Raw genomic sequence first — 24,555 nt, 5'->3', positions numbered from 1 at the left:
TTGAGATTACAAGATACGTTTAACTTGTCCAATAAAGAACCCGTCTGTCTGATATTGTTCAGGGGTAATCGCAATACAACAATCTCTTACAATATCTTCTTGCGTATGACTCAGTTTTACCTGTTCGAAATTTGGATGAGTTTCTAAAAATTTATTAATAACTTGGAAGTTTTCCTCATCAAAAATCGTACAAGTGCTATAAGTTATTATACCACCTTTGCGCAATGTTTGACAAACGCTATCAAGAATTTGCAATTGAATTTCCTGTAAAGCATTGAAATCTTGATTTTCTTTATTGTACTTAATGTCAGGTTTACGGCGGATAAGACCAATTCCTGAACATGGTGCATCAACTAATATTTTATCAAAAGTGTCTGGTGCAAAATGTTCGTGAACTGTTGTGGCATCCATTTTTTGTGTAGAGATTTTATCAGCCACATGCAGACGTTTAGCATTATCCATTACCAAATCAAGCTTGTGGTCGTATAAATCTAATGCTGTAATATGCCCGCTTGTCAGGTAAGAAGCCATGTGAGTTGTTTTTCCACCTGGAGCTGAACAAGCATCTAAGATATTTTCATCGCCCTGAATATTAAGAGTTGGGGCCACCAATTGACTAGATTCATCTTGAATCGTGATATCACCTTTGGCAAAATAGTCTGTTCCAGCAAAGTGACCTGACGTTTTAACCAAACCTACTGGCGATAAAGTAGAGGGTTCTGCGCCTGTTGCAGCTTTAATCTCAGCCAATTTTTCAGGATCTGTCACTCGAATACTTGCCTTATTTCGAATAAACAGACTTTGCATAATAGCTTTTGCACGGTCCTCACCGAATTGGTCAATTAACTTTTTAACCAACCAGACTGGTAAAGAATAAAGAACTGAGTAACATTTGTTTTTACGTTTAATGCTTTCAGGATTTGGGAGCTCATCTTTAGTCAAACGTCGCAAAACCGCATTGACAAATTTTTCAGCACCTTTTTTATTGCCACGATTTTTAGCAATATTAACCGCGTCATTTACTACAGCATGAGCTGGCATCTTGTCAAGATACAATAATTGATAAAGGCTCAGCATCAAAAGATAATAAACCCAAGGATCCAATTTGTCACGGTCTTCGATATAGTGAGCTAAGTACCATTCTAGGGTAATCTTTCGTGCTACTGTACCATAGACGATTTCTGTCACCAAAGACTTATCTTTTTGTGACAACTGAGTCTGTTTAAGTTCCTGATTGAGAGTAATATTTGAATACGCTCCTTCTTCAAAGACATTTTCAAGAACGACTAGCGCTAAGCCGCGTGCTTGTTTCTTCCAATCATTCGCCAATAAGTTCACCTACTTCAAGTTTACGTCCAACACCATTTAAGAAATCCACAACGCTCATGCGTGGTTTCCCTGCTAGTTGAACTGTTTTAAGAGAAATCGCACCGTCTCCAGTTGCCACAACCAAAGTTTCCTTGCCTTTTTCAATGATTTGACCTGGTTGTCCTTGACCTTCTGCCAAGCTTGCTTCATAGATTTTGAATCGTTTGCCATCAAGAAGGGTATGTGCAACAGGCCATGGATACAAACCACGGATGTGATTAAAGACTTCACGCGCTGATTTATTCCAATCGATACGTTCTTCTTCTGGTGTGATATTTGGTGAGAAAGTCGCTTTGCTTTCATCTTGTGGTTCTGGTTTGATGTTTCCAGCAATGTAATCTGGTAATGTTTTCAAAAGCAGATCACATCCTATAACAGCCAGTTTTTCAAACATTGTACCAACATTGTCTTCGTCAGTAATTGGCGTTGATGCTTTAGCAATCATGTCACCAGCATCCATTTTCTTAACCATTTCCATGATTGTCACACCTGCTTCTTTATCACCGTTGATGATGGCGTAGTGAATTGGTGCACCACCACGGTATTTAGGAAGAAGTGAGGCATGCACATTAACTGCGAAATCAACAGAATCAAGCAATTTTGTTGGCAAGAATTGACCAAAAGCGGCTGTTACGATACCATCTGCACCCAAAGTCATAAGCTCAGCCATTTCGTCTGAACCAGACATTTTTTCAGGTTGATAAACTGGTAAATTGTGTGCCAAAGCAACTTCTTTAACAGGTGTCATTTTAATTTCTTTTTTACGACCAACCGCGCGGTCTGGTTGTGTCACAACCGCTAAAACATCATAGTTGGCATCATCTAATAAACCTTCTAGAACAGTCGCTGCAAAATCAGGTGTTCCCATAAAAATTAATTTTGTCATTTTTCTTCCTTTCAAAGGATCTTAGTACTTAAATTTTTCTTTATTATAGCATAGTGAGAGCCTACATAAAATTTTGTGGCTCATGGTCTATTACCAGTCGCAAGTACTTATTTTCAGGTAATTGAGTCATGTCTAAAATCTGATTCAAGACACTTTCTAAATGGTCCTCGAAGCGATATTTAACAATAATTTGATAATGATAAAGATTATGCGTTCTGGCAATCGGCTTAGGTGTTGGACCGAGAATTTTAATTTTGTCAGATAACTGCTGACGCAAAATTTGAAGCAATTCAAAGGACTTCCGCACAACGGTCTGCTCCTCCTTATGTGACAAGGTTAAGCCAACCGTAAAATAATATGGTGGATAAGATAATTGCTTACGAATCCCCATCTCATAAGAATAAAAAGCTTCATAATCTTGCTTTTGAGCTAACTTGATGGCATAATGCTGTGGATTGTAGGTTTGAATTAAGACCTCACCTTCTTTTTCTGCACGACCTGCACGACCTGCAACCTGAGTCAACAATTGAAATGTTCGCTCAGACGATCTAAAATCTGGCAAATTTAGTGATGTATCAGCATTTAAAACCCCTACTAAGGTAACATTTGGAAAATCAAGTCCCTTAGCAATCATCTGTGTTCCTAACAAAATATCAGCTTCATGATTTCCAAATTTATCAAGAATTCGCTGATGCGCTCCTTTTTGTCGTGTGGTATCGACATCCATTCGCAAGATACGAGCTTGTGGGAAAACTTCCGACAATTCATCATAAGCTTTCTGAGTCCCAGTCCCGTAATAACGGATGCTGCGACTATGACAATTTGGGCAAGTATGTGGAATAGCTTTTTCAAAACCACAGTAATGACAATTCATGGTCTTGGTATCCATATGAAGGGTCAAGGAAATGTCACAATTTGGGCACTCATCCACATAGCCACAATCACGGCACATGACAAAACTTGAATAGCCGCGACGATTTAACATAAGGACAACTTGCTCACGTTTTTCTAAACGATCTGCAATTTTTTCCAGTAGATAAGGGGTATAGTTGCTGACTTCCTGCTGACCAACGTAATCACGGAAATCAACAATATCAACTTTTGGAATCTTAGCCAAAGGATTGGCACGGTGAGTCAATTGTAAGAACTGATAAACATTACGACTAGCACGAGCACGGCTCTCAATGCTTGGCGTTGCAGACCCCATTAACAAAACGGCCTTATGATATTTTGCACGAAGCAAAGCCACATCACGCGCATGGTAACGCGGATTCGATTCTTGCTTGTAAGTTGCCTCATGCTCTTCGTCGATGATAATTGCGCCAATATTTTCCATTGGAACAAAAATAGCAGATCTAGCACCTACGACAACGCGAGCTTGACTAGATTTTATCTTTCGCCACTCATCAAATTTTTCACCATCAGACAAAGCCGAGTGCATAATTGCCACTTGCTTACCAAAACGTGAAATAAAGCGGTTAGTCATCTGAGGCGTCAAAGAAATCTCAGGCACCAAAACAATCGCTGTTTTACCAAGTTTTAAGACTTTATCAATAATGTGCAAATACACTTCAGTCTTACCTGAGCCAGTCACTCCTTCTAACAAAAAAGGTTTAGATTCTTTGCCAATTTGACTAGTCACCTTTTCAACCACAGCAGCTTGTTCTGCATTTAACTCAAGAAAATCCGTCGTTGCAACGTCAAAATAAGCATCCGAACGTTTCTTCTCTTTTTCTAAAATGGTTAGCAGATGATTTTCCACAAAGAATTTGACAACATCACGTGAAAAGAGCTGGTACAAGTCTACCAATTTTCCTGTTTCAGGATGCTCAAGCAAGTAATCACGTAACATCAAACGCTTCTTAGCTCTTGCTGAAATCTCTGCTTGAGCTAACTGTTCAGAAGCAACCTGATAGAATTTCTCAGTTTTGATATTTTTCTTATCTTTAGCAAGATAATCAACCGAAATTTTTTCTGCTTGAACCAACCTGGCAACTTTTTTAGCTTCTTCATCAGATAAATTTGAGTGAAGCCTGCTATCTTTATCACCAAATAAAGCTAAGCGTTCTTCATCAGACAGCTTATCTGTCGGCATCAAACGTTTATCGTATGTTGAATTGAGCAAATTAGGAATCATTGATTTCAAGATTGAAATCTTATAAGAAAAAACAGTATGACGCATTTGATCTGCTAAAGTAAGCTGTTCTTCATTCAAAACTGGTTCAAAATCCAATACCTCGCTAATAGCCTTAAGCTCACTGATATCACTGTCTAAGCTTTCAGAAAAGCCGACAACAAATCCCTGCAAAAGACGATTGCCGTGACCAAAAGGAACATGCACCCGTGAACCTAACATCACTTGATTTTGCATGTCTTCTGGCACGAGATATGAGAAAGGCTTATCGGTCTGCATTAATGGCACATCAACAATGACCTGAGCGATTTTTGTCATAACTATCCTTTCTAAATAGACTCAAAAAATATCCTAACGAAAAAAAGAATAATCATCATGATAAGTAAACTTTAAAACACTTGTTTACTTTATCACAATGATTTATTACAAGAAAAATCTAAGATAAAATACCTTAGATTTTTTCTCCTTCTTCTTTTTCTTTAGCGATTTGTTCTTTGATTTTACGTTCTTCTTCTTCTTTCGCCAAGCGTTCTGCCTCGATACGAGCATGCACAGCAGCACGTTTTGCTTCTGGATCTGGGTGGATCACAACGTTACCAGATTCAATTTCTTCAAGAGCTTGCAAAGTAGCTTTTACTGATTTGAATTCTTGAGTTGGTTTTGCACCAGCTTCAAGTTCGTGAGCACGTTTTGCTTGAAGAATACAAAGTGAGTATTTTGATGGCACTTTATCAAGCAAAGTGTCAATAGAAGGTTTTAACATCATAGCTTTTTTCTCTCTTCTCTCTTTTAGTCAATACCTTTAATCATGTCATTATACCGTCCAATAACACGATCAACACGGAAATGTTCTGCTTCAATGATACGTTTAACGCGTTCAGCTGCCAAAGGCACTTCATCATTAACAACAGCATAATCGTATTCGCGCATCAAAGCAATCTCTTCTTTAGCACGTTCGATACGTTGGCGGATAACTTCTTCGCTATCAGTACCACGTCCAACCAAACGATCTTTTAATTCGTCCAAATCTGGTGGAGTCAAGAAAATGAAGACACCGTCTGGAACTTTTTTCTTAACTTGAAGAGCCCCTTGAACTTCGATTTCAAGGAATACGTCGATTCCTTTATCGAGTGTTTCATTAACGTAAGTCAGTGGTGTGCCGTAGTAGTTGCCTACATATTCAGCATATTCCAACATTTGACCATTTTTAATAAGCTCTTCAAACTCTTCACGAGTTCGAAAGAAATAATCAACGCTATCAACTTCTCCTGGACGCTTTTGGCGCGTTGTCATAGAAACAGAATACTCAAATTTATGATCAGGTGTTGAAAAAATTTCTTGGCGAACTGTTCCCTTACCAACCCCAGAAGGTCCTGAGAAAACAATTAACAAACCACGTTCGGTCATGCCACTCTCCTTATTATAGACTACAAGTTAAGACTTGCTTTTTATCAATTAGACTACAATCTAGTATATCAAAGATAAGGCTATATTTCAAGGAAATTTACAAGCTGCTTCACATTAAAAAGAAGCACGTCTAAAACGTACTCCTTCTTGTTTATTTTTATTATTTTGCGTAATCGACTGCACGTAGTTCACGAATAACTGTAACTTTAATATTACCAGGGTAATCAAGGTTATTTTCAATTTTTTCACGAACTTTGTGTGCGATGATTGTTACCTCATCATCGGAAATTTTATTTGGTTGCACCATGATACGAATTTCGCGTCCAGCTTGCAAGGCATAGCTGTTTTGAACGCCATCGAAGCTCTTGGCAATTTCTTCCAAATCACGTAGACGTTTGATGTAGTTTTCCATAGACTCATTACGAGCACCTGGACGAGCTGAGCTAAGAGCATCAGCAGCTGCCACGATAACAGCAATGACACTTTCAGGTTCTACATCGCCGTGGTGACTTGCAATTGTGTTAACCACGATTGGGTTTTCTTTGTACTTACGAGCAAATTCTGCACCAATCTCAACGTGGCTACCTTCGACTTCACGATCAATGGCTTTACCCATATCATGCAAGAATCCTGCACGACGAGCAAGCATAACGTTTTCGCCAAGTTCACTAGCAAGAATACCAGCCATCTTACCAACTTCAACTGAGTGGCGAAGAACATTTTGACCATATGACGTTCTAAATTGCAAACGTCCCATAATTTTAATTAAATCAGGATGCAAGTTTACTGCACCGATTTCAAAAGCAGCAGCTTCACCATATTCACGAATACGGTTATCCATTTCCAAACGGTTCTTTTCAACCAATTCTTCAATACGTGCTGGGTGAATACGACCATCTTGGATTAAAGCCTCTAGGGTCATGCGAGCAATTTCGCGACGGATTGGATCGAATCCTGAAAGAACGACCACTTCAGGAGTGTCATCAATGATGACATCAATCCCTGTTAAGCTTTCAAGAGTACGAATGTTACGTCCTTCACGACCAATAATACGACCTTTCATGCTATCATCAGGAAGATGAACGGTTGTAATGGTTTGCTCAGTAACGTATTCACCAGCCATTCGTTGCATGGCTTGAGCGAGAATGTTTTTAGCGAGCTTGTTAGACCTATCGCGGACCTCACGTTCAGCATCTTTAATACGAGTAGCAATTTCATGCGTTAAATTAGTTTCAGTTTCTGTCAAAATAATTTCACGCGCTTCTGCAATCGTCATCAAAGCCACACGTTCTAGTTCAGCTTTTTTCTGTTCTTCGAGTTCTCCGATTTGTTTTTCACGCTCATTAATGTGTCTAGATTTATCGGTTAGACTTTGTTCTTTACTATCCAACACTTTTTCTTTGCTGGTTAGATTTTCATCCTTGCGATCAAGAGAAGACGCTCGTTCTGTCAAACGAGTCTCCATTTGTTTTAACTCTTGTCTTTCAGATTTAAATTCTTTTTCAATCTCTTCTCGATATTTTCTAGCCTCTTCTTTTGCTTCGATCAGTAATTCTTTGCGATGAGCTTTCGTTTCTCGCTCAGCTGATTTTCTAATGTGCTCAGCTTCTAATTCAGCCTTGCCACGTAGATTCACAGCATCCTGTTCTGCATTTAAAAGAGTGAGTTCTGCAGCTTCTTTCGCAGACTTAAGTCTGATGGAAATCAGTGCATAACCAACTATCAAACCAATGAGGGCAAAAACAACCAAGATAATAATATTTGCCATGTTTTTACCTCAATAAAAATTTTAGATTTCATCTATAGAAAGCTACTTTCAAGTTTACCATAAATCGAGTTTTTTCACAATTTAAAATTGTAAAGCGTTTTACTAAAATTTATGATATGATTATTAGAGGAATAAAAAAGGAGTCTATTATGTCTAAAAAAGAAGTAACTGTAGAAAGTTTCGAACTTGACCATACAATTGTTAAAGCACCTTATGTCCGTCTTATTTCTGAAGAAGTTGGTCCTAAAGGTGATGTGATTACAAACTTTGATATTCGTCTTGTTCAACCAAATGAAAATGCTATCCCAACTGCTGGGCTGCACACAATCGAACACTTGCTTGCTAAACTTATCCGTGAACGTATCGACGGAATGATTGACTGTTCACCATTTGGCTGCCGTACTGGTTTCCACTTGATTATGTGGGGCAAACACAACACCACTGAAATTGCCAAAGTTATCAAATCAAGTTTAGAAGAAATCGCTACTGTAACATCATGGGATGACGTTCCAGGTACTACTATCGAGTCTTGTGGTAACTATAAAGACCATAGTCTATTTACAGCAAAAGAATGGGTAAAACTTATTCTTAAAGATGGTATCTCAGACGATCCATTTGAACGTCACGTTATCTAAAACTTTTAAGTCAGCTATCTGCTGGCTTTTTTACACCAAAAAGGACAGAGAAATGATTTTCCCTGTCTTTTTTGATTTATAGATGGATTAATGGAATTGCATACCACCATCCACAATAATGGTTTGTCCAGTGATATAATCAGAATCAGGTCCTGCTAGGAAGCTAACAGCCTTAGCCACATCTTCTGGTTCAGATAAACGTTTTAGGGTAATATCTTTAGCAAAAGTTTGCATGCCCCATTCATCATCTTTACCAGCATTTTTACCAACTTCATGAGCAATATCAAACATCATCGGTGTTTTAACAATACCTGGTGCATAGGCGTTTACTGTAATACCATAATCTGCCAAATCACGCGCTAGGGTTTGTGTGATACCACGAATAGCAAATTTGCTACCACCATAAATCGTTAGATTTGGATTCCCAACGACACCAGCTTGTGAAGAAGCATTGATAATTTTACCGCCATGACCTAATTTTTTAAACTCAGCTAAAGCTGCTTGAGCACCCCAGATAGTACCACCGACATTAATGGCAAAAGTGCGTTCGAAGACTTCTTCTGTGATAGTATCTAAGGGCGTTGTCGGCGCAACACCTGCGTTATTAACAACTACCGACAATTCTCCGAAATGCTCAACAACTTGTGCAAATGCCTTAGCAACTTCTTCGCGTTTAGAAACGTCTGCTACAACAGCATAAGCATCCTGTGGCGACAGTTCTTGAACAGTTTTCTCAGCTGTTTCTTGATTATAATCCAAGATTCCAATCTTAAATCCATCTGCGTGAAGACGTTTTGCAATAGCAAAGCCAATTCCTTGACCTGCACCAGTAACAATGGCTACTTTTACCATAAATATCACCCCTTAATCTTTAAGTTAGATCGATTATAGCGCTTACAAAAATCACTGTCAAACTTTTTGAATCTTTTCACAAAATTTTTCATTACTTTGAAAATGCAAACAAAAAAGGCGCCCTATTTCTAGGAATCGCCTTTAAAAATTAATAATCCAAAGCGTCAGAGTGACCTGAACCATTACCTACAAAATAACCTGTTTTACAGTTAATTGAGAAGAGGTAAGTTCCGTCTTTTCTAAACATGTTGTAGTAACCATTACCATTGATAATATTAACTTTTTCAAGAATATAATCATTTCCAGAGAAATAACCACGAGCTTGTGATGTTGAAACGATTTTTTCAAGTACACCATCACTAAATGTCCAAGCTGGATTATTTGAATCAGCAATCGCTGAGTCGTTATAAGGAACACGACTTTTATCACGTTGAAGGTTTGAATTATCAGAAGCTGGTGCTGCTGGCTTAGCTTCAGCTGCTTTATCATTACTTTCTGTCTGGCTGGCAGAGTTAGCAGCTGCTTGCGCCTGGCTACTTGATTGTGCTTTAGCTGCTAATTGATTTTTACCATCAGTAATCACTGATTGCAATAAATTATCCAAGTTAGCGTCACCTGTATTCAAAACATCACTAGATAAGCTATCGAATTTGGCATCAGCTTTAACCGTTCCTGAAACTTTCTTACCATCAACAATAACATCTTTTTCAAACAAAGCGTTGATTGCTTTAATAGCTGTAATGTGAGCTGCTACAGTATCGTATTGTTTTTTAGCAGCATCATAAAAATCAGTACCTTTTAGGTCATCCAATTTTTCTTTTAGGACAGAAATCTTGTCAAATTCACTATTTTTCAACTTCGTTTTAGTATCATCAGTGAACAAAGCTGCATAAGCATCATCAAATACTTTTTTGGCTTTTTTAGCTGCACTTGAACTTGATGTCGTTTTTTTCTGGCTTGATGAAGTTGATGAGCTAGCTACTGTAGTTGTTGAATCTTTAGTGTAGTGTAGCACATAGCCTGCACCAAAAATAGCGACAACAAGAACTGCTAAACCACCAATGATAACACGTTTCTTCTTAGATGTTGGCTTATTATCAGCTGAAAGAGCAATCGAAGTTGCTTCTTTTTCGGCTTCTTTAACCTCTTCAGCAGGAATTGCTACAGGGGCTTCTTTTGGTTCTTCAACAGCAGCTACAGCTTCTTCAACTTTCGGAGTAGTTGCTTCTACTTCTTTTGCAGCTTCTTTTTCTGCGTCAACAGTTTCTGCTTGTTCAGGCTCAGTCTCAACCTCTTTAACTTCAGCCGCTTCAACAACTGGTTCAACTACATCTTCTGATTTAGGTTCAACAGTTTCCTCAAAAACATCCTTGCTAACAATTCCGCTATTAACAAGCTCTTCACGTTGTTTTTTAATAAAGTTATCCAAAGCTTTTGTATCTAAATCTTCGAAATCAGATAATTTTGTTTCAAATTTTTGCGATGTTACTTCATCTCGGTGCTGTTTAATATACTTATCTAAAACGCCATCAGACTCAGTAATTCCAGCTTTCATTTCAGAACCTTTTCGAACAGCTTCTTCAATGGTTAGATTTTTAACATCTTCAAAGTTAAGCCCATCTTTTTCTTCAGAAGATGGCATGTCTTTTTTTTCTGACACGTTCTGGTCACCTCTCTAAATAAAATCTCAACTGCTTAACGATGTTGTTAAGCGCACTTTTCCTTACTTTTCTTTTGCTTGCGTGATAGCAGAGCGTTTAACACGTTCACCGTAAAATTGGTACAAATCAACTCTAAGAGTACCATTATACAATTTACGTTTTTTATCAGCTTGTGTCCCGTATTTTCGTTCAAACTGTTCATCGCTGGTCAGAATAAATTTACTCCATGTTTTAAGTGGTGCAAAGGTCTGTCCCATCTCATTATACAAGATATCGACTGCTTTGTCATCAAGCAATCGCTCACCGTAAGGTGGGTTAGAAATGATAACACCGTTGATTTTATCAGTTTTCAGGTCTTGAAGACGCATTTGTTTCAATTTGATGACATCACCAAGTCCTGCTTCTTCTGCATTTTTCTTAGCAATTTCAATCATACGACCATCAATATCAAATCCTGAAATGTCAAGCTCGATATCGTAATTAGCTTTTTCTTCAGCCTCATCGCGAACTTTTTGAACCAAATCAGGATCTACCCAATTCCACTCTTCAAAGGCGAAATCACGGTTAAAACCAGGTGCGATGTTCATCCCAATCATAGTAGCTTCAATACAGAATGTTCCAGAACCGCATGTTGGATCGATAAATGGTTTATCTGGGTACCAGTTTGACAACTCGATAATAGCAGCTGCCATATTTTCTTTAATCGGAGCGCCACCTTTTGCCACACGGTAACCACGTTTAAAGAGACTAGCACCAGTGGTATCAATCATAACGGTTACTTTATCTTTCAAAATAAATACTTCAATTCTGAACTCAGCACCATTTTCTTGCAAAGGAACACCATCTGGACGGTGGTAAACTTTTTGAAGTTTTTTTACAACTGCTTTTTTACTGATGGCTTGAACACTCGGCTCATTGTGCAATTTTGATTTGACACATTTTGCTTTTGAAATTGGGAATTTAGCACCTAAAGGCAAATAATTTTCCCAATCTAATTTGTAAACTCCTTGGAATAATTCTTCAAAGGTACGTGCTGGAAATTCCCCAACAACAATTTTGACACGGTCTGCCGCACGGAGCCAAAGGTTTGTTGTAATAATCGTTCTAATATCCCCTTGAAAACGTACTTTACCATTTTCAACTTGGCAATCAATCCCTAAATCACGGATTTCGCGCCCAACAACAGCTTCAAGCCCTGCAGCTGCAGTTGCCACTAAATTAAATGTTTTTTTCATTCACACATTCCTATTTCATCAAAATACTTATCTATAAGTTTAACACGTTTTACTGGCTTATAGCTAGTAAAAATCAATTAATTTTCAAATACCAAATCAAGCTTCGATTTAGTATTAAAATACAAAAATAAAAGCTAGCCTAAGCTAGCTAGATACCTATATGCAATTTTCTATAAGCCATGTTCTGTTCCAGAGATAACTAGGTCTTATCTCCTTCGATAATCATCTGTCTACTGTTTCCAGTCAGGATAGATCGTTCGGATTCCTACTATCCCGTGCCCCTACCAAAGTTTGGGTTGCTAGCTTGAGGGGTTTACCGCGTTCCACTTCCCGAGTTTCCTCAAGAACTACGTCACTGTGGCACTTTTCAGAGCTATTTAGGCATATCAAAGACTTAGCCATTTCACTCGCCGTAACATCAAAAGATGTCCCTAGGCTTATTAATTCACCTAGCACAAACACTACCGGCATCACAGCCAGTGCTAGCATGGACTTTCCTCATGGTATTAGAATACCACGCGATTATCCAAAAATTGCAATTTATCTTTCTTACCTTCGTAAAGGAAGATAAGTCACATACAAATTCATTTAATAACTTTGTCGAAACCGACTAAAAAGTTATTATTCAGTGATTTGTTTACCAAAAACTTCTTTTTCCAAACGACTAATACGTTTCAAAATATCGAAGTTTGTTGCAGTTTGAGCAACACGTGCATGCTCAGCCTGTGGAACAACATAAGAAGTTGCTGGTGCTGCTTTTGGTTTAGCAGCCAATTCTTGTTTTAATTTTTCATTTTCAGCTCGTAGTTCTTGAATTTGAGAAATATAAGATTCGTAATCTTTGATAACATCATCAAGGAACTCATCTACTTCTTTTTTATCGTAACCACGCATACTGGTTTTGAATTCTTGTTCAAAAATGTCCTTAGGACTAAAAATAATACTTGCCATTCTATCTCTCTCCAAACAAAACTATTCTAGTTAACCTTAGAATATGAAAAACGTCATATCAAGATATATGTTACAGAAAATTTAGTGAAAAATCAAGCATTTACCTTTAAATCATTATTAAAAATTCATTACCAATCTTCAAGAAATTCATTAAGGCGATCAAAGGTTAAATACTGGATAGGATAGTCACCTTTTTCTCGCATGACTTCTACCAGATATTTCAAATTTGTTTCATTTTCAGGATCATAAAAAAGGTAAGTGCCATTCGTATTATCTACTAAAAATTGATTGTAGTTTCGAAACTGACTTGGATTTTCATACTCTTTATAAGAATACTTCACAAAATCCACCTGTTTGAACTCACTCAATTTGACTTGATTGGCTTCGTTCCAATTATGACCATGATTTTCAAAAGTAAAAATAGTAGCAATACCAAAATCATACTCCTCTTGGAGCTCTTTTGCAACCTGCAACGCCCAATATTCAAATCCAAGATTTCCCATAAAGATTAACCAATCAACTCCTTCATCAAAATAACGAATCAAATCATGCCTAATCGCCTTCTTGATAATCTCGATTCGTTGGTCTTTTTCTTGAAAAATACCAAGTTCAAAACTCTTATAGCCCGTGACGAGAATTGCAGTCATATTCTGTTTCCTTTCTAAAAATATGTTATAATAGTAGTGCTTATATTGACTTAAGCATGAATGTTAGGAGTTTTATGGTTAATTACCCTCATCATCTTATTCGAAAACAAGCAGCCCCAGCTTCTAGGAAGAACACAAAATCAACGATTAACTTTGCTAATCGTGGGATGAGTTTTGAAGCAGCAATCAATGAAACTAATAATTACTACTTATCTCGAGATATTGCTGTTATTCACAAAAAACCAACCCCAATTCAAATTGTAAAAGTTGATTATCCTAAAAGAAGCCGTGCAAAAATTGTAGAAGCTTACTTTCGTCAAGCATCAACAACCGATTATTCTGGCGTTTATAAAGGTCGCTATATTGACTTTGAAGCTAAAGAAACTCGGCAAAAGACATCTATGCCACTTAAAAATTTTCATGCCCACCAGATTGAGCACATGGAACATGTCTTAAAGCAAGATGGGATTTGCTTTGTATTACTTCATTTTTCAACAATTAAGGAAACTTATTATTTACCTGCTAGTGCTTTAGTGGACTTTTACCAAATTAATCTCGGCACCAAATCCATGCCACTTGATTATATCAGAAAAAATGGATATATGGTGACGACAAGTTCACTCCCTCAGGTTCCTTATTTGGATATTATCGATCAAAAAATTTTAGGCGGTGATCACAATTAAAAAGAAAACAACAAAACACAAACGATCAAATAAACCCACATCCAACAAGGCAGCTATTAAGGTACTTAGATATGCCTTAATCACTATAATGTCATTAATTGTTGCTGGTTTTGTCATTGGTGGATTAGTTTTTGCTTTTTATGTTAGCAGCACTCCTAAGCTAACAGCTAGCAAACTATCATCTACCAACTCAAGTTTGATTTATGATTCTAACGGCTCACTAATCGCTGATTTAGGTTCTGAAAAACGCGAAAGCGTCTCAGCAAACAGTATTCCACTAAACTTGGTTAATGCCATTACATCAATCGAAGATAAACGTTTCTTCAAGCACCGTGGTATCGATGTTTACCGTATTCTAGGTGCTGCGTTAAATAACTTTACAAGTTCGAGCACTCAAGGTGGATCAACACTTGACCAACAGCTAATCAAATTGGCTTACTTCTCAACAAATGAATCAGACCAAACTTTGAAACGTAAAGCTCAAGAAGCCTGGCTTGCACTCCAAATGGAACGTAAGTACACTAAAGAAGAAATTTTAACTTTCTACATCAATAAAGTGTACATGGGTAATGGTAACTACGGAATGCTAACAGCAGCTAAGTCATACTACGGTAAAGACTTGAAAGATTTGTCTATCGCTCAATTGGCTTTACTTGCAGGTATTCCTCAAGCTCCTAGTCAATACGACCCTTACACAAATCCAGAAGCTGCACAAAACCGTCGTGACACAGTTCTTTCTGAAATGTACGAAGATGGTAACATTACTAAATCTGAATATGATACTGCTGTTGCCACACCGGTTACAGATGGTCTACAAACTCTTACAGAGTCTACAAGCTACGCACCTTACCTTGATAACTACATTAAAGAAGTCATCCAAGAAGTTAGCGATAAGACAGGTCAAAACATCTACTCAGCTGGTCTAAAAGTTTACACAAACGTAGATACTGATGTTCAAAAATATCTATGGGATGTCTACAACACAGACTATTACGTAACATATCCTGACTCTGATTTACAAGTCGCCTCAACAATCGTTGATGTTCAAACAGGTAAAGTTATCGCCCAACTTGGTTCACGTAATCAAGACACAACTGTTTCACTCGGAACTAACCAAGCAGTTCTTACAGACCGCGACTGGGGTTCTACAATGAAACCTATCACAGATTATGCTCCAGCCATTGAACACGGTATTTATACAAGCACTTCTGACATTACTAGCGATAGTAAAGCTTATTGGCCTGGTACTTCTACCCAAATTTATAACTGGGACCGAAAATACTATGGCAATATGACAATCCAAACAGCTATCCAACAATCACGTAACGTTCCTGCTGTTAAAGCACTCGAATCTGTTGGTTTAAACAAAGCTAAATCATTCTTAGAAGGTCTTGGTATTTATTACCCACAACTTTACTACTCAAATGCTATCTCAAGTTCAACAAGTGATTCCGATGAGAAATACGGAGCAAGCAGCGAGAAAATGGCTTCTGCTTATGCCGCATTCGCTAACGGAGGAATTTACTACGAACCTCAATATGTCAACAAAGTTGAATTCAACGACGGCACAAGCAAAACATTTGATACATCTGGTAGCCGTGCAATGAAAGAAACAACAGCATATTTGATGACATCAATGCTTAAAACAGTACTAACTTATGGTACTGGTACTGAAGCTGCTATCTCAGGTGTTTATCAAGCTGGTAAGACTGGTACTTCAAACTACTCAGACGATGAACTTGCTGAAATCGAAGAATCAACTGGTATTTACAATAGTGTTGTTGGTACAATGGCACCTGATGAAATGTTTGTTGGTTACACTTCTCAATATTCAATGGCCGTTTGGACAGGTTATAAAAACCGCATGACTCCAATCTACGGCAATGGTTTGAATGTTGCAGCTGATGTCTACAAAGCTATGCAAAGCTATCTTAATGAACAATATGGTAGTGGTAGCGAAGACTTTGAAGTTCCCAAAGGTGTTTATACAAGTGGTGGCTATGCTTACCTAAGTGGCTCAAGCAAATACACTTACTCACCATCATCAACTTCAGTCTACAGCAACATCTACGGTTCAAGCTCTTCAGAAGAATCTTCATCTAGCCAATCATCTAGTGAAGAAAGTTCTTCATCACAAGAAAGTTCTTCATCACAAGAAAGTTCTTCATCACAAGAAAGTTCTTCATCACAAGAAAGTCAAACTTCTGAAACAGAAACAGCTACAGAAAATAACGCTGACTCAAGCAGCACTGAAACTAGTAACTAGTCCTTAAATTAAAAACTCCTCTGAATAATCAGAGGAGTTTTCTTATCTCTAAAAAAAGTATCAATAGCTAAAACTACTGATACTTTTTGTTTTATTTACTTGCAAGTGCTCCCATTGGATCCCATGGTGCAAGAATGATTGGTTCAGCTTCATAAGCTGCACGTTCTTCTGCTGTCAAGAATTCTTTACGTACCACGATTTGGTATGTGAATTCATCCATCCAAGCATCAGAAGCAACAAAGTAACCTTTATTACCAACTTTATCTCCCCATGAATTTTCGACTTTCCATTTAAGAGATTTGCCGTTTTCATCCAAGTCAACACCTGTAAGAACCATAGCATGTGTCATCAAGCTTTCGCTGTAATCAAGACGTCCAGCTTTGTCTTGTATGAAATTGATATCCATTGCAGTATCAAAATCATAAACATTTGTTGCCATGATACCTTTTTGACGATCTGAAATCTGACCAACATCAGAACCAAACCAAACTGTTTCACCAGCTTGCATTTGGGCGATAGCCAATTCTTTGAAACGTTCCATATCAAGGTTGATGTAGCGAACGTCACGGCTACCAACAACGTTACCAAGCATTTCAACTGTATATGATTTACCATAAGGTTTATCAGCTGTTGGAGCATTGATAACTGATACGTATTCAGAAAGATCTAAACCAACGTATTTTTTGAAGAATTCTTGTGGTGTGATATTTTTATCTGAATGATAGCTATTATCTTTATCACGGTAAGCAAAATCAAATGTACGTGGTGGCAATCCAAGATTAATAGCTAAGAAATTGAAGACTTCTTGAAGAAGTTCTTCTTTTTTAGCTTGAACAGCTTTTTCATCTGCACCCGCTGCAATAGCTTCACGCAAAATTTGAGCATCTTGACGCAATAGTTTGTTAAGGTATTGATTCAATTCACGGCTATTGCTTGATGAAATTGATTCTGGGTATGCTACTTTTGGTACAACACCGTATTTTTCAAAAAGTGCAACAACCATATCCCATTGACCACCGTCTTGTTGTGGAACATCAAGTAAGAATTTTACTTTACGGCTACCAAGTTCTTGGTCAGCAGTCGCAATCACTTGTTCTAAGAACCAGTTTGATTTTTCGTATTTATCCCAGAAAAATGTGTGTGCTTGAGAAAGCTCAAAGTCTTCCAAGTTAAGGTCTGAAATCATTTTATGACGGAAAGTGTTAAGAGCTGCGAACATCCAGCAACGACCTGATGCTTTTTGGTTGGCAACTTTATCTTTTGTTAAATCAATTGAAAAAGCATGGCCATTTTCCATTTCACTTTGACGTGTTTCAAGTGATTTTAACAATCCATTGTGAGTTACAGCATTTTCAACAGCACATAATTTGCTATCAGCTTGAAAATCAGCAAATAGCTTATCAGTAAATGTTGATGATAATTCTGACATAATTCCTCCTATAATGTGGCTAAGTTTTCATGTAATATTTTCTGACTTAACCTAACTTAACTTAACTTAACTAATAACCATTATAGCGCTTATTAAGCATTTTTCAAGAGAAATTGTAGAACTTTTTGAAACTTTCAAAAAAATATGTAAACTTTCATAATAATACGTGTCAGAATTTTCAAACAGTAATACCAAAACCAAACAAAAAAGCCCAAATAGGGCTTTTGATTTTGAAATTTATTTCCAGAAATCGTCAAATACTGTGATTGGCAAGTGACGTTTGTGTTCTGTTTTATTCCACCAGTTTTCGATTTTAGCTTGTGCTTCTGCTGAAACTGTTTTACCTTCAAGATAATCATCGATATCGTTGTAAGTAACACCTAGTGCTACTTCATCAGCGATACCTGGACGGTTTTCTTCTAAGTCAGCTGTTGGAATTTTTTCGTAGATAGCTGGATCAGCACCAAGTTCTGCCAATAATTGTTTACCTTGACGTTTGTTAAGGCGGTAAAGTGGAATTACGTCAGCACCACCATCACCAAATTTTGTAAAGAATCCAGTGATATTTTCTGCAGCATGGTCAGTACCGATAACAGCACCGCTATTTGCACCTGCTACAGCATATTGAGTAATCATACGTTGACGAGCTTTGATGTTACCTTTGTTAAAGTCAGAAACGTCAATACCAGCTTTTTCAAGTTCATGAACTTGGCCATCAACCGCTTCTTTGATGTTTACAGCAATGCTAACATCTGGTTTGATGAATTTAAGTGCACGTTGTGCATCTTCTTCATCAGCTTGAACACCGTATGGCAAACGAACTGCGATGAATTTGTAGCTGTCATCACCAGTTTCAACACGCAATTCTTCCATAGCGATTTGTGCTAAACGTCCTGCCAAGCTTGAATCTTGACCACCAGAAATACCAAGCACATAAGATTTCAAGAAATAGTGTTTTTTCATGTAAGCTTTTAAGAAATCAACAGATACACGAATTTCTTCTTTAGGATCAATACTTGGTTTAACACCTAATTCTGCAATGATTTTTTCTTGTAATGTCATTACTTCACTTCTCCTTTTTGTTGAGCTTCTTTGCGAATACGGTCGATAAGATCCATTTTGTTTTGCCAAACTTCTTGTGACAAATCAACTGGATAATCTTGTGGGTTAAGTAGACGTTTGTATTCGTCCCAAAGTTTGTCGTATTCTTTGCGGGCATAATCTTGGATTTCAGCAAGTGTTGGTAAATGGTAAACCAATTCACCTTTATCAAAGATATCAACAAGAAGAGGAACAGCTTCAAAATCTTTTACTGTTTTATTGATGTAAGTGTATGTTGGGTGGAACATGTAAACTTCATCAAGTTGGTTAACGTCTGTATCAGTGAAAGTGATGTAATCACCTTCTGTTTTATTTCTTTCGCGACTTGTGATGCGCCAAACTTGTTTTTTACCTGGTGTAGACACTTTTTCAGCGTTATTTGACAACTTGATTGTATCTTGCATCACACCATTTTCATCTTCGATTGAGACAATTTTGTAAACAGCACCAAGAGCTGGTTGGTCATAAGCTGTGATAAGTTTTGTACCAACACCCCAAACGTCAATTTTGGCTTTTTGCATCTTAAGGTTAAGAATGGTATTTTCATCCAAATCATTTGAAGCGTAGATTTTAGCATCTGGGTAACCTGCAGCATCCAATTGTTCGCGGATTTTTTTAGACAAGTAAGCCATATCACCAGAGTCAATACGAACTCCAAGAAAGTTAATCTTGTCACCAAGTTCATTGGCTACACGAATAGCTGCTGGAACACCCAAACGAAGTGTATCATAAGTATCAACCAAAAAGACGCAATCTTTGTGAGTGCCTGCGTAAGCCATGAATGCTTCGTAGTCATCACCGTAAGCTTGAACAAGAGCGTGTGCATGTGTTCCTGACACTGGAATATCAAACATTTTACCAGCACGAACATTTGATGTAGCATTAGCACCACCGATTACAGCAGCACGTGTTCCCCAAATTGCTGCATCCATTTCTTGGGCACGACGGCTACCAAATTCTAGCAATGGTTCATCATTAATAACTGAGCGGATACGAGCAGCTTTTGTGGCAATCAATGTTTGGAAGTTTACGATGTTAAGCAAAGCTGTTTCAACCAATTGACATTGTGCCAAAGGTCCTTCCACTTGGACGATTGGTTCATTAGCGAAAACAAGGTCACCTTCTTGAGCTGAACGAATGGTTAATTCTAATTTAAAATCTTTCAAATAAGCGATGAAGTCAGCTGGATAACCTAAATCTTCTAAGTAAGTAATATCTGTTTCTGTAAAACGAAGGTTTTTAAGGTATTCAACCATACGTTGCAAACCAGCAAAAACAGCATAGCCATTTGAAAATGGTTCTTTACGGAAAAAGACTTCAAAGACCGCTTTGCGGTTGTGAATGCCTTTATCGAAATAAACCTGCATCATGTTAATTTGATACAAATCTGTGTGGAGAGTTAAACTATCATCTTGATACATGTGGTATCCCCTTTTTAAAAGTATCGACCCAATACTAGTCTTATCACATCTGGTTTTACCAACCTTTGCTAGCATCTGTCAAAAGATTAATTATCCCCCATATTATAGCACAATTACGAGAGACTGGCTAAAACTTTGTGAGGTTTTGCGCAAAGATTTGAAAAAAATCTGACTTTCAGAAAAGTTTTTTCACAATTTTTCTACCTTTTTAGCCACTAAAAAACCGAGAGGGAATCTCGGTTTTCTGTTATTTCATATTTTCGATATATTGGTAAACACCTTGTCCAGCAATAGCGCCATCACCAACTGCTGTTGTGATTTGACGGAGTTCTTTCTTACGCACATCACCGATAGCAAAGATACCTGGAATAGCTGTCTTCATGTGGTCATCTGTAATAACCCAACCAGCCTCATCTGTAATACCAAGTCCTTCAATCATTTTTGAAACTGGGTCAACACCAACGTAGATGAAAATACCACCAAACTCATGTTCACTGATTTCACCAGTTTTAACATTTTCCACAACAACACCTGAAACCTTGATATCATTTCCTTTGATTTCTTTTACAACAGAATCCCAGATGAAATTGATTTTCTCGTTAGCAAAGGCACGGTCTTGCAAAATCTTTTGAGCGCGCAATTCATCACGACGGTGAATAATTGTTACTGATTTTGCAAATTGTGTTAGATAACCAGCTTCTTCAACAGCTGAGTCACCACCACCGATAACTAATAAGTCTTGGTTACGGAAGAAAGCTCCATCACAAACTGCACAGTATGACACCCCGCGGCTTGTATACTCTTCTTCACCAGCTACGCCAAGGGCACGGTTCTTAGCACCAGTCGCCAAAATAATTGTCTTAGCTTCATAAGTAGCATCTTCAGTGATGACGCGTTTAACATCGCCAGCATCTTCAATGCTTTTGACGATACCATAAATATTTTCAACACCAAATTTTTCAAGCGGTGCGTGCATTTTCATCGACAATTCTGGTCCAGAAATGTGATCGTAACCTGGGTAGTTTTCAATTTCTGATGTATTATTCATTTGCCCACCAGGAGCACCTTGTTCAATAATACCAACTTTCAAGTTAGCACGTGCGGCATAAAGCCCAGCAGTCATCCCTGCAGGACCTGAACCAATAATTAATGTATCGTACATGTATTTTTTACCTCGTTTTATCAATTATTTTTCTATTCTATCAAGCTCATCTCTAAAACACAATTATTATGCTTTAAACATCAATAAAATGGCCATAAAAGCAAAAGAAAGAACTGGAATAACCATAATAGATATCATCAAAATATCATACAAAAAAGCTTGGCGTTCTTTGGCTGTTTTATCATATTTGCGTCTAGCTCGCCAAAAATTCCAAAAAACACCAACTAAAAAAATACTGATAATTGATAAAAATAATCCCTGAATATAGAGACTAAAAATTTCTAAAAACATATTTCACCTTGCACTCGTATTCTATTTTGCTCTAAAAAAGCTGAAAAAAACTTTCAGCTCTTATTATATCAAATCTGTGTCTTTAAATATACGTTTTTGCATAATTTGCAAAGAATTCTTTGGTTCTTGCTTCTTTGGGATGTTTAAAAATCTCTTCCGGTCGACCAGCTTCAAGAATGCGTCCCTTGTCCAAAAAGAGAACTTTATCAGCCACTTGATAAACAAAATTCATATCATGGCTCACCAAAATCATGGTTTGTCCTGCTTTTGCAGCATCTGCAATTGATTTTTCCACTTCTCCAACCAACTCTGGATCAAGGGCAGAAGTAGGTTCATCTAAAAGAAGAATATCAGGTTTCATGGCAAGAGCTCGCGCTAAGGCTACACGCTGTTTTTGACCCCCAGATAAATGTTTTGGATAATGATTCTCACGATCAGACAAGCCAACTTTAGCTAATTCTTCTTTAGCAATCTTAGTCGCCTCTTCATCTGATAGTTTTTTGACAATCTTTAAGCCTTCTTTGACATTTTCAAGTGCGGTACGGCGTTCAAAAAGGTTAAATTGCTGAAAAACCATGGCCAGTTTTCGACGGAGTTCAAGCACTTCTTCTTTAGTGATATTTTGAAAATCAACTTTGAAATTATCGATAGCAATGCTACCATAATCTGATTGCTCTAAATAATTCAAGCTACGTAAAAACGTTGATTTTCCCGCTCCAGATGCCCCAACAAGAGCTAAGACTTCACCCTTTTTAATAGTCACATTTAAACCATCTAGAACCTTTTGACCAGAGAATGCTTTTGTTAAATTTGTAATCTTAATCATTAGCGAATGTCTCCTGTTATCGTATCTTGGCTTATTTTGGGAGTTTCAATAGCCATTTTCTTTTCAATTAAACGTCCAATTTGTTCGATAATAATACTGATAATCCAGTAAACTAGAGCGACCGAAATATATCGTTCAAAGTAACGATAATCTGACCCACCTAAAATCTGTGCTTGGGCAAACATTTCAACAATTCCAGCATTAAAGGCTAGTGATGTTCCTTTTGTTAAGCCAATTAAACTATTAATCAAAGTTGGTGTGGCAATCACTGCAGCATTTGGAATAATCACACGGCGATAAACTTGAAACGAAGTCATTCCAAGACTACGCGCAGCTTCGATTTCGCCAACATTTACAGCTTGAATGGCCGCACGAATGGTCTCACTGGTGTAGGCAGCTTCATTAAAAGCAAAAGCTGTCACTGCAAAGACTGAGGCAGGAATGGCATTAATATTCAAGTCAAATCCGTATTTTAGTTTAAGAAATTTTAAAAAGAGTGGAATGCCGTAATAAGTCAGCATCAACTGAACCAAAATCGGTGTTCCACGTAAAAAACTGACAAAAACAGCTTGAATAGGATACAAAACTTTAGGACGATTGATTTTCACAATAGCAAAGACTAAAGCTAAAATCAAACCAAAGAAAGCACCTGCTAAAGTCAATCCAAGAGTTGTCGGCAAATGTTCCAGCAAATCAGGAATGGCATCAAAAACCGCACGCCAGCTAAAGAGCCGACCCTCAGGTATTTTTTCAACTAACTTATCATACCAAGATAAGCCAGTTGCAAGTATTGTAAAAGACATGAATACTCCTTCTTTTAAGATTTAACAGATGAGACAAAATCTCCACCAAAGTAAGTTTGACTTAATTCAGCTAATGTTCCGTCTTCTTTTAAGCTTTTTAAACGCTTATTAACAAATTTTTGTAATGCTTTACCATCACTAGTATCAGCAAACAAAAGGTATTCTAACCCATCATTTTCACCACCAACTTTACCTTTAACATTAGTTACTGTTAAATTAAAGCCTTGGTCTTCAATCAAATAATTTGATGAAATGGCATCGTAAAGAATAAAATCAATCGTTCCATTTTCAATGTGTTGAACACGTGTCGTTAAACCAGTTGAGCTTGCAGCATACTTGATTTCAATCGGTTCTTTATCTGGATTATTCTTGTTCCATTTTTCCAAAACTTGCGCGTAATTTGACCCTGAAATGACTTCTGTTTTTTTACCTGATAAATCATCTAAACTATCATAGCTTGTCCCTTTAGCACTCGTAATCGCATAATTTGAGTGTGAAATTGGATCTGAGAAAAGGTATTTTTGTGAACGCTCTTCATTGTAATTAAAATCATTTGCCGCAATTTGATAGCGGTCTGCATCCACACCCGTCAAAATAGAATCAAAAGCTGTTGTCACAAACTCCACTTTGTATTCCTTTGAGTCCTTGAAAATAGCTTTTACCACACCGATATCATAACCTTTAAAGGCTTTATTTTCCTTATAAGTAAATGGTGCTGTGTCTGAATCAGTCGCCACTTTAATGACCTTTTTAACACCAGATTGCGTTTGAGTTGAGCAAGCCGAAAGCACCAAAGTAACTACCGCTAAAAAGGCTACTGTCAAAATATTTGTCTTTTTCATCTCTCTTCCTCTTTTCTAATCATCTTTGTTACAGTCTACCAAACTTAAAGGCGCCTGCCTAATATATATTTTCTATAGTCCTGATAGGGAAAAACTATCAGGAAACCAGGCTAAATTCTTGACACAGTATTCTATGCATTTTATTTGGACCTAAAAAAAGCCTGAAACTTTTATTTCAGACTACTTT

Annotated in this window: 22 protein-coding genes and 1 other RNA gene; 3 read left to right on the top strand and 20 right to left on the bottom strand. The window is 37.4% G+C overall.

Going from position 1 to position 24,555, the window contains the following annotated elements; genetic code table 11:
• Nucleotides 1-6: 6 nt before the first annotated feature.
• The 6 genes from rsmB to DQN23_RS02175 form a co-directional block, all read right to left on the bottom strand.
• Nucleotides 7-1,329, bottom strand: a complete 1,323-nt coding sequence (rsmB, locus tag DQN23_RS02200) for a 16S rRNA (cytosine(967)-C(5))-methyltransferase RsmB (protein ID WP_111712651.1) — start codon at nt 1,327-1,329, stop codon at nt 7-9.
• Nucleotides 1,319-2,254, bottom strand: a complete 936-nt coding sequence (gene fmt / locus DQN23_RS02195; RefSeq protein WP_020916308.1) for a methionyl-tRNA formyltransferase — start codon at nt 2,252-2,254, stop codon at nt 1,319-1,321. Before fmt ends, rsmB begins: the two co-directional genes overlap by 11 nt.
• 61 nt (nt 2,255-2,315) lie before the next feature.
• Nucleotides 2,316-4,706, bottom strand: coding sequence for a primosomal protein N' (locus DQN23_RS02190; protein ID WP_111712650.1), 2,391 nt, complete (start codon nt 4,704-4,706; stop codon nt 2,316-2,318).
• A gap of 133 nt (nt 4,707-4,839) precedes the next feature.
• Entirely contained in the window at nt 4,840-5,154 is a 315-nt protein-coding gene (gene rpoZ / locus DQN23_RS02185) for a DNA-directed RNA polymerase subunit omega (RefSeq protein ID WP_014334364.1), read from the bottom strand.
• A 23-nt stretch (nt 5,155-5,177) separates the two neighbouring features.
• On the bottom strand, nt 5,178-5,795 hold the full coding sequence (gene gmk, locus DQN23_RS02180; RefSeq protein WP_020916306.1) for a guanylate kinase: 618 nt from the start codon (nt 5,793-5,795) through the stop codon (nt 5,178-5,180).
• A gap of 160 nt (nt 5,796-5,955) precedes the next feature.
• The gene (locus DQN23_RS02175) at nt 5,956-7,563 is read right to left on the bottom strand and encodes a ribonuclease Y (protein WP_058833214.1); all 1,608 of its coding nucleotides are present in this window, start codon (nt 7,561-7,563) and stop codon (nt 5,956-5,958) included.
• A 149-nt stretch (nt 7,564-7,712) separates the two neighbouring features.
• Between DQN23_RS02175 and DQN23_RS02170 the strand changes: the two genes are divergently transcribed.
• Nucleotides 7,713-8,198, top strand: coding sequence for an S-ribosylhomocysteine lyase (locus DQN23_RS02170; protein ID WP_043894971.1), 486 nt, complete (start codon nt 7,713-7,715; stop codon nt 8,196-8,198).
• 87 nt (nt 8,199-8,285) lie between these two features.
• Here the strand turns inward: DQN23_RS02170 and DQN23_RS02165 are convergent, their stop codons facing one another.
• From DQN23_RS02165 to DQN23_RS02140, 6 genes are all read right to left on the bottom strand, one after another.
• Nucleotides 8,286-9,050: a (S)-acetoin forming diacetyl reductase gene (locus DQN23_RS02165; RefSeq protein ID WP_020916303.1), complete on the bottom strand. Its 765-nt coding sequence runs from the start codon at nt 9,048-9,050 to the stop codon at nt 8,286-8,288.
• 148 nt (nt 9,051-9,198) lie between these two features.
• Nucleotides 9,199-10,710 (bottom strand): cell division site-positioning protein MapZ family protein, encoded by a 1,512-nt coding sequence (locus tag DQN23_RS02160; RefSeq protein ID WP_111712649.1) that lies wholly within the window; start codon nt 10,708-10,710, stop codon nt 9,199-9,201.
• A gap of 63 nt (nt 10,711-10,773) precedes the next feature.
• Nucleotides 10,774-11,946, bottom strand: a complete 1,173-nt coding sequence (locus DQN23_RS02155; RefSeq protein WP_020916301.1) for a THUMP domain-containing class I SAM-dependent RNA methyltransferase — start codon at nt 11,944-11,946, stop codon at nt 10,774-10,776.
• A gap of 168 nt (nt 11,947-12,114) precedes the next feature.
• Nucleotides 12,115-12,480, bottom strand: an RNA gene (rnpB, locus tag DQN23_RS02150) — RNase P RNA component class B.
• A gap of 87 nt (nt 12,481-12,567) precedes the next feature.
• Nucleotides 12,568-12,897: a cell division regulator GpsB gene (gpsB, locus tag DQN23_RS02145; protein WP_061409227.1), complete on the bottom strand. Its 330-nt coding sequence runs from the start codon at nt 12,895-12,897 to the stop codon at nt 12,568-12,570.
• A gap of 128 nt (nt 12,898-13,025) precedes the next feature.
• The gene (locus DQN23_RS02140) at nt 13,026-13,544 is read right to left on the bottom strand and encodes a DUF1273 domain-containing protein (RefSeq protein WP_111712648.1); all 519 of its coding nucleotides are present in this window, start codon (nt 13,542-13,544) and stop codon (nt 13,026-13,028) included.
• A gap of 74 nt (nt 13,545-13,618) precedes the next feature.
• Between DQN23_RS02140 and recU the strand changes: the two genes are divergently transcribed.
• A complete protein-coding gene (gene recU, locus DQN23_RS02135) occupies nt 13,619-14,227 on the top strand; it encodes a Holliday junction resolvase RecU (RefSeq protein ID WP_043894968.1) in 609 nt (202 codons plus the stop codon).
• Nucleotides 14,214-16,493: a penicillin-binding protein PBP1A gene (pbp1a, locus tag DQN23_RS02130; RefSeq protein WP_111712647.1), complete on the top strand. Its 2,280-nt coding sequence runs from the start codon at nt 14,214-14,216 to the stop codon at nt 16,491-16,493. Before recU ends, pbp1a begins: the two co-directional genes overlap by 14 nt.
• A gap of 91 nt (nt 16,494-16,584) precedes the next feature.
• Here the strand turns inward: pbp1a and pepC are convergent, their stop codons facing one another.
• The 8 genes from pepC to DQN23_RS02090 all read right to left on the bottom strand — a co-directional run bounded on the left by pepC (nt 16,585) and on the right by DQN23_RS02090 (nt 24,368).
• A complete protein-coding gene (gene pepC, locus DQN23_RS02125; protein WP_020916296.1) occupies nt 16,585-17,922 on the bottom strand; it encodes an aminopeptidase C in 1,338 nt (445 codons plus the stop codon).
• A gap of 237 nt (nt 17,923-18,159) precedes the next feature.
• The gene (nadE, locus tag DQN23_RS02120) at nt 18,160-18,984 is read right to left on the bottom strand and encodes an ammonia-dependent NAD(+) synthetase (RefSeq protein ID WP_058813675.1); all 825 of its coding nucleotides are present in this window, start codon (nt 18,982-18,984) and stop codon (nt 18,160-18,162) included.
• The gene (locus DQN23_RS02115) at nt 18,984-20,444 is read right to left on the bottom strand and encodes a nicotinate phosphoribosyltransferase (protein WP_043894966.1); all 1,461 of its coding nucleotides are present in this window, start codon (nt 20,442-20,444) and stop codon (nt 18,984-18,986) included. The genes nadE and DQN23_RS02115 overlap by 1 nt, the downstream gene beginning before the upstream one ends.
• A 247-nt stretch (nt 20,445-20,691) precedes the next feature.
• Nucleotides 20,692-21,606, bottom strand: coding sequence for a thioredoxin-disulfide reductase (trxB, locus tag DQN23_RS02110; protein WP_020916293.1), 915 nt, complete (start codon nt 21,604-21,606; stop codon nt 20,692-20,694).
• A gap of 66 nt (nt 21,607-21,672) precedes the next feature.
• The gene (locus tag DQN23_RS02105) at nt 21,673-21,897 is read right to left on the bottom strand and encodes a DUF4059 family protein (protein ID WP_020916292.1); all 225 of its coding nucleotides are present in this window, start codon (nt 21,895-21,897) and stop codon (nt 21,673-21,675) included.
• An 82-nt stretch (nt 21,898-21,979) separates the two neighbouring features.
• Nucleotides 21,980-22,723 (bottom strand): amino acid ABC transporter ATP-binding protein, encoded by a 744-nt coding sequence (locus DQN23_RS02100; RefSeq protein ID WP_058813674.1) that lies wholly within the window; start codon nt 22,721-22,723, stop codon nt 21,980-21,982.
• Nucleotides 22,723-23,526 carry an amino acid ABC transporter permease gene (locus tag DQN23_RS02095; RefSeq protein WP_058813673.1) on the bottom strand — a complete coding sequence of 268 codons (804 nt, stop codon included), beginning with the start codon at nt 23,524-23,526 and terminating at the stop codon, nt 22,723-22,725. The genes DQN23_RS02100 and DQN23_RS02095 overlap by 1 nt, the downstream gene beginning before the upstream one ends.
• 14 nt (nt 23,527-23,540) lie before the next feature.
• Nucleotides 23,541-24,368, bottom strand: coding sequence for a transporter substrate-binding domain-containing protein (locus DQN23_RS02090; protein WP_020916289.1), 828 nt, complete (start codon nt 24,366-24,368; stop codon nt 23,541-23,543).
• Between the last annotated feature and the right edge of the window lie 187 nt (nt 24,369-24,555).

Origin of the sequence: Streptococcus lutetiensis (assembly GCF_900475675.1) — a bacterium.
In the GTDB taxonomy this organism is placed as follows: domain Bacteria; phylum Bacillota; class Bacilli; order Lactobacillales; family Streptococcaceae; genus Streptococcus; species Streptococcus lutetiensis.
This window is presented reverse-complemented; position numbering and strand designations above follow the sequence as displayed.

Coding starts and splice junctions, on each gene's coding strand:
- fmt (WP_020916308.1), bottom strand. CDS start 2,254: ATGACAAAATTAATTTTTATGGGAACACCTGATTTTGCAGCGACTGTT.
- DQN23_RS02190 (WP_111712650.1), bottom strand. CDS start 4,706: ATGACAAAAATCGCTCAGGTCATTGTTGATGTGCCATTAATGCAGACC.
- rpoZ (WP_014334364.1), bottom strand. CDS start 5,154: ATGATGTTAAAACCTTCTATTGACACTTTGCTTGATAAAGTGCCATCA.
- gmk (WP_020916306.1), bottom strand. CDS start 5,795: ATGACCGAACGTGGTTTGTTAATTGTTTTCTCAGGACCTTCTGGGGTT.
- DQN23_RS02175 (WP_058833214.1), bottom strand. CDS start 7,563: ATGGCAAATATTATTATCTTGGTTGTTTTTGCCCTCATTGGTTTGATA.
- DQN23_RS02170 (WP_043894971.1), top strand. CDS start 7,713: ATGTCTAAAAAAGAAGTAACTGTAGAAAGTTTCGAACTTGACCATACA.
- DQN23_RS02165 (WP_020916303.1), bottom strand. CDS start 9,050: ATGGTAAAAGTAGCCATTGTTACTGGTGCAGGTCAAGGAATTGGCTTT.
- DQN23_RS02155 (WP_020916301.1), bottom strand. CDS start 11,946: ATGAAAAAAACATTTAATTTAGTGGCAACTGCAGCTGCAGGGCTTGAA.
- gpsB (WP_061409227.1), bottom strand. CDS start 12,897: ATGGCAAGTATTATTTTTAGTCCTAAGGACATTTTTGAACAAGAATTC.
- DQN23_RS02140 (WP_111712648.1), bottom strand. CDS start 13,544: ATGACTGCAATTCTCGTCACGGGCTATAAGAGTTTTGAACTTGGTATT.
- recU (WP_043894968.1), top strand. CDS start 13,619: ATGGTTAATTACCCTCATCATCTTATTCGAAAACAAGCAGCCCCAGCT.
- pepC (WP_020916296.1), bottom strand. CDS start 17,922: ATGTCAGAATTATCATCAACATTTACTGATAAGCTATTTGCTGATTTT.
- nadE (WP_058813675.1), bottom strand. CDS start 18,984: ATGACATTACAAGAAAAAATCATTGCAGAATTAGGTGTTAAACCAAGT.
- DQN23_RS02115 (WP_043894966.1), bottom strand. CDS start 20,444: ATGTATCAAGATGATAGTTTAACTCTCCACACAGATTTGTATCAAATT.
- trxB (WP_020916293.1), bottom strand. CDS start 21,606: ATGTACGATACATTAATTATTGGTTCAGGTCCTGCAGGGATGACTGCT.
- DQN23_RS02105 (WP_020916292.1), bottom strand. CDS start 21,897: ATGTTTTTAGAAATTTTTAGTCTCTATATTCAGGGATTATTTTTATCA.
- DQN23_RS02100 (WP_058813674.1), bottom strand. CDS start 22,723: ATGATTAAGATTACAAATTTAACAAAAGCATTCTCTGGTCAAAAGGTT.
- DQN23_RS02095 (WP_058813673.1), bottom strand. CDS start 23,526: ATGTCTTTTACAATACTTGCAACTGGCTTATCTTGGTATGATAAGTTA.
- DQN23_RS02090 (WP_020916289.1), bottom strand. CDS start 24,368: ATGAAAAAGACAAATATTTTGACAGTAGCCTTTTTAGCGGTAGTTACT.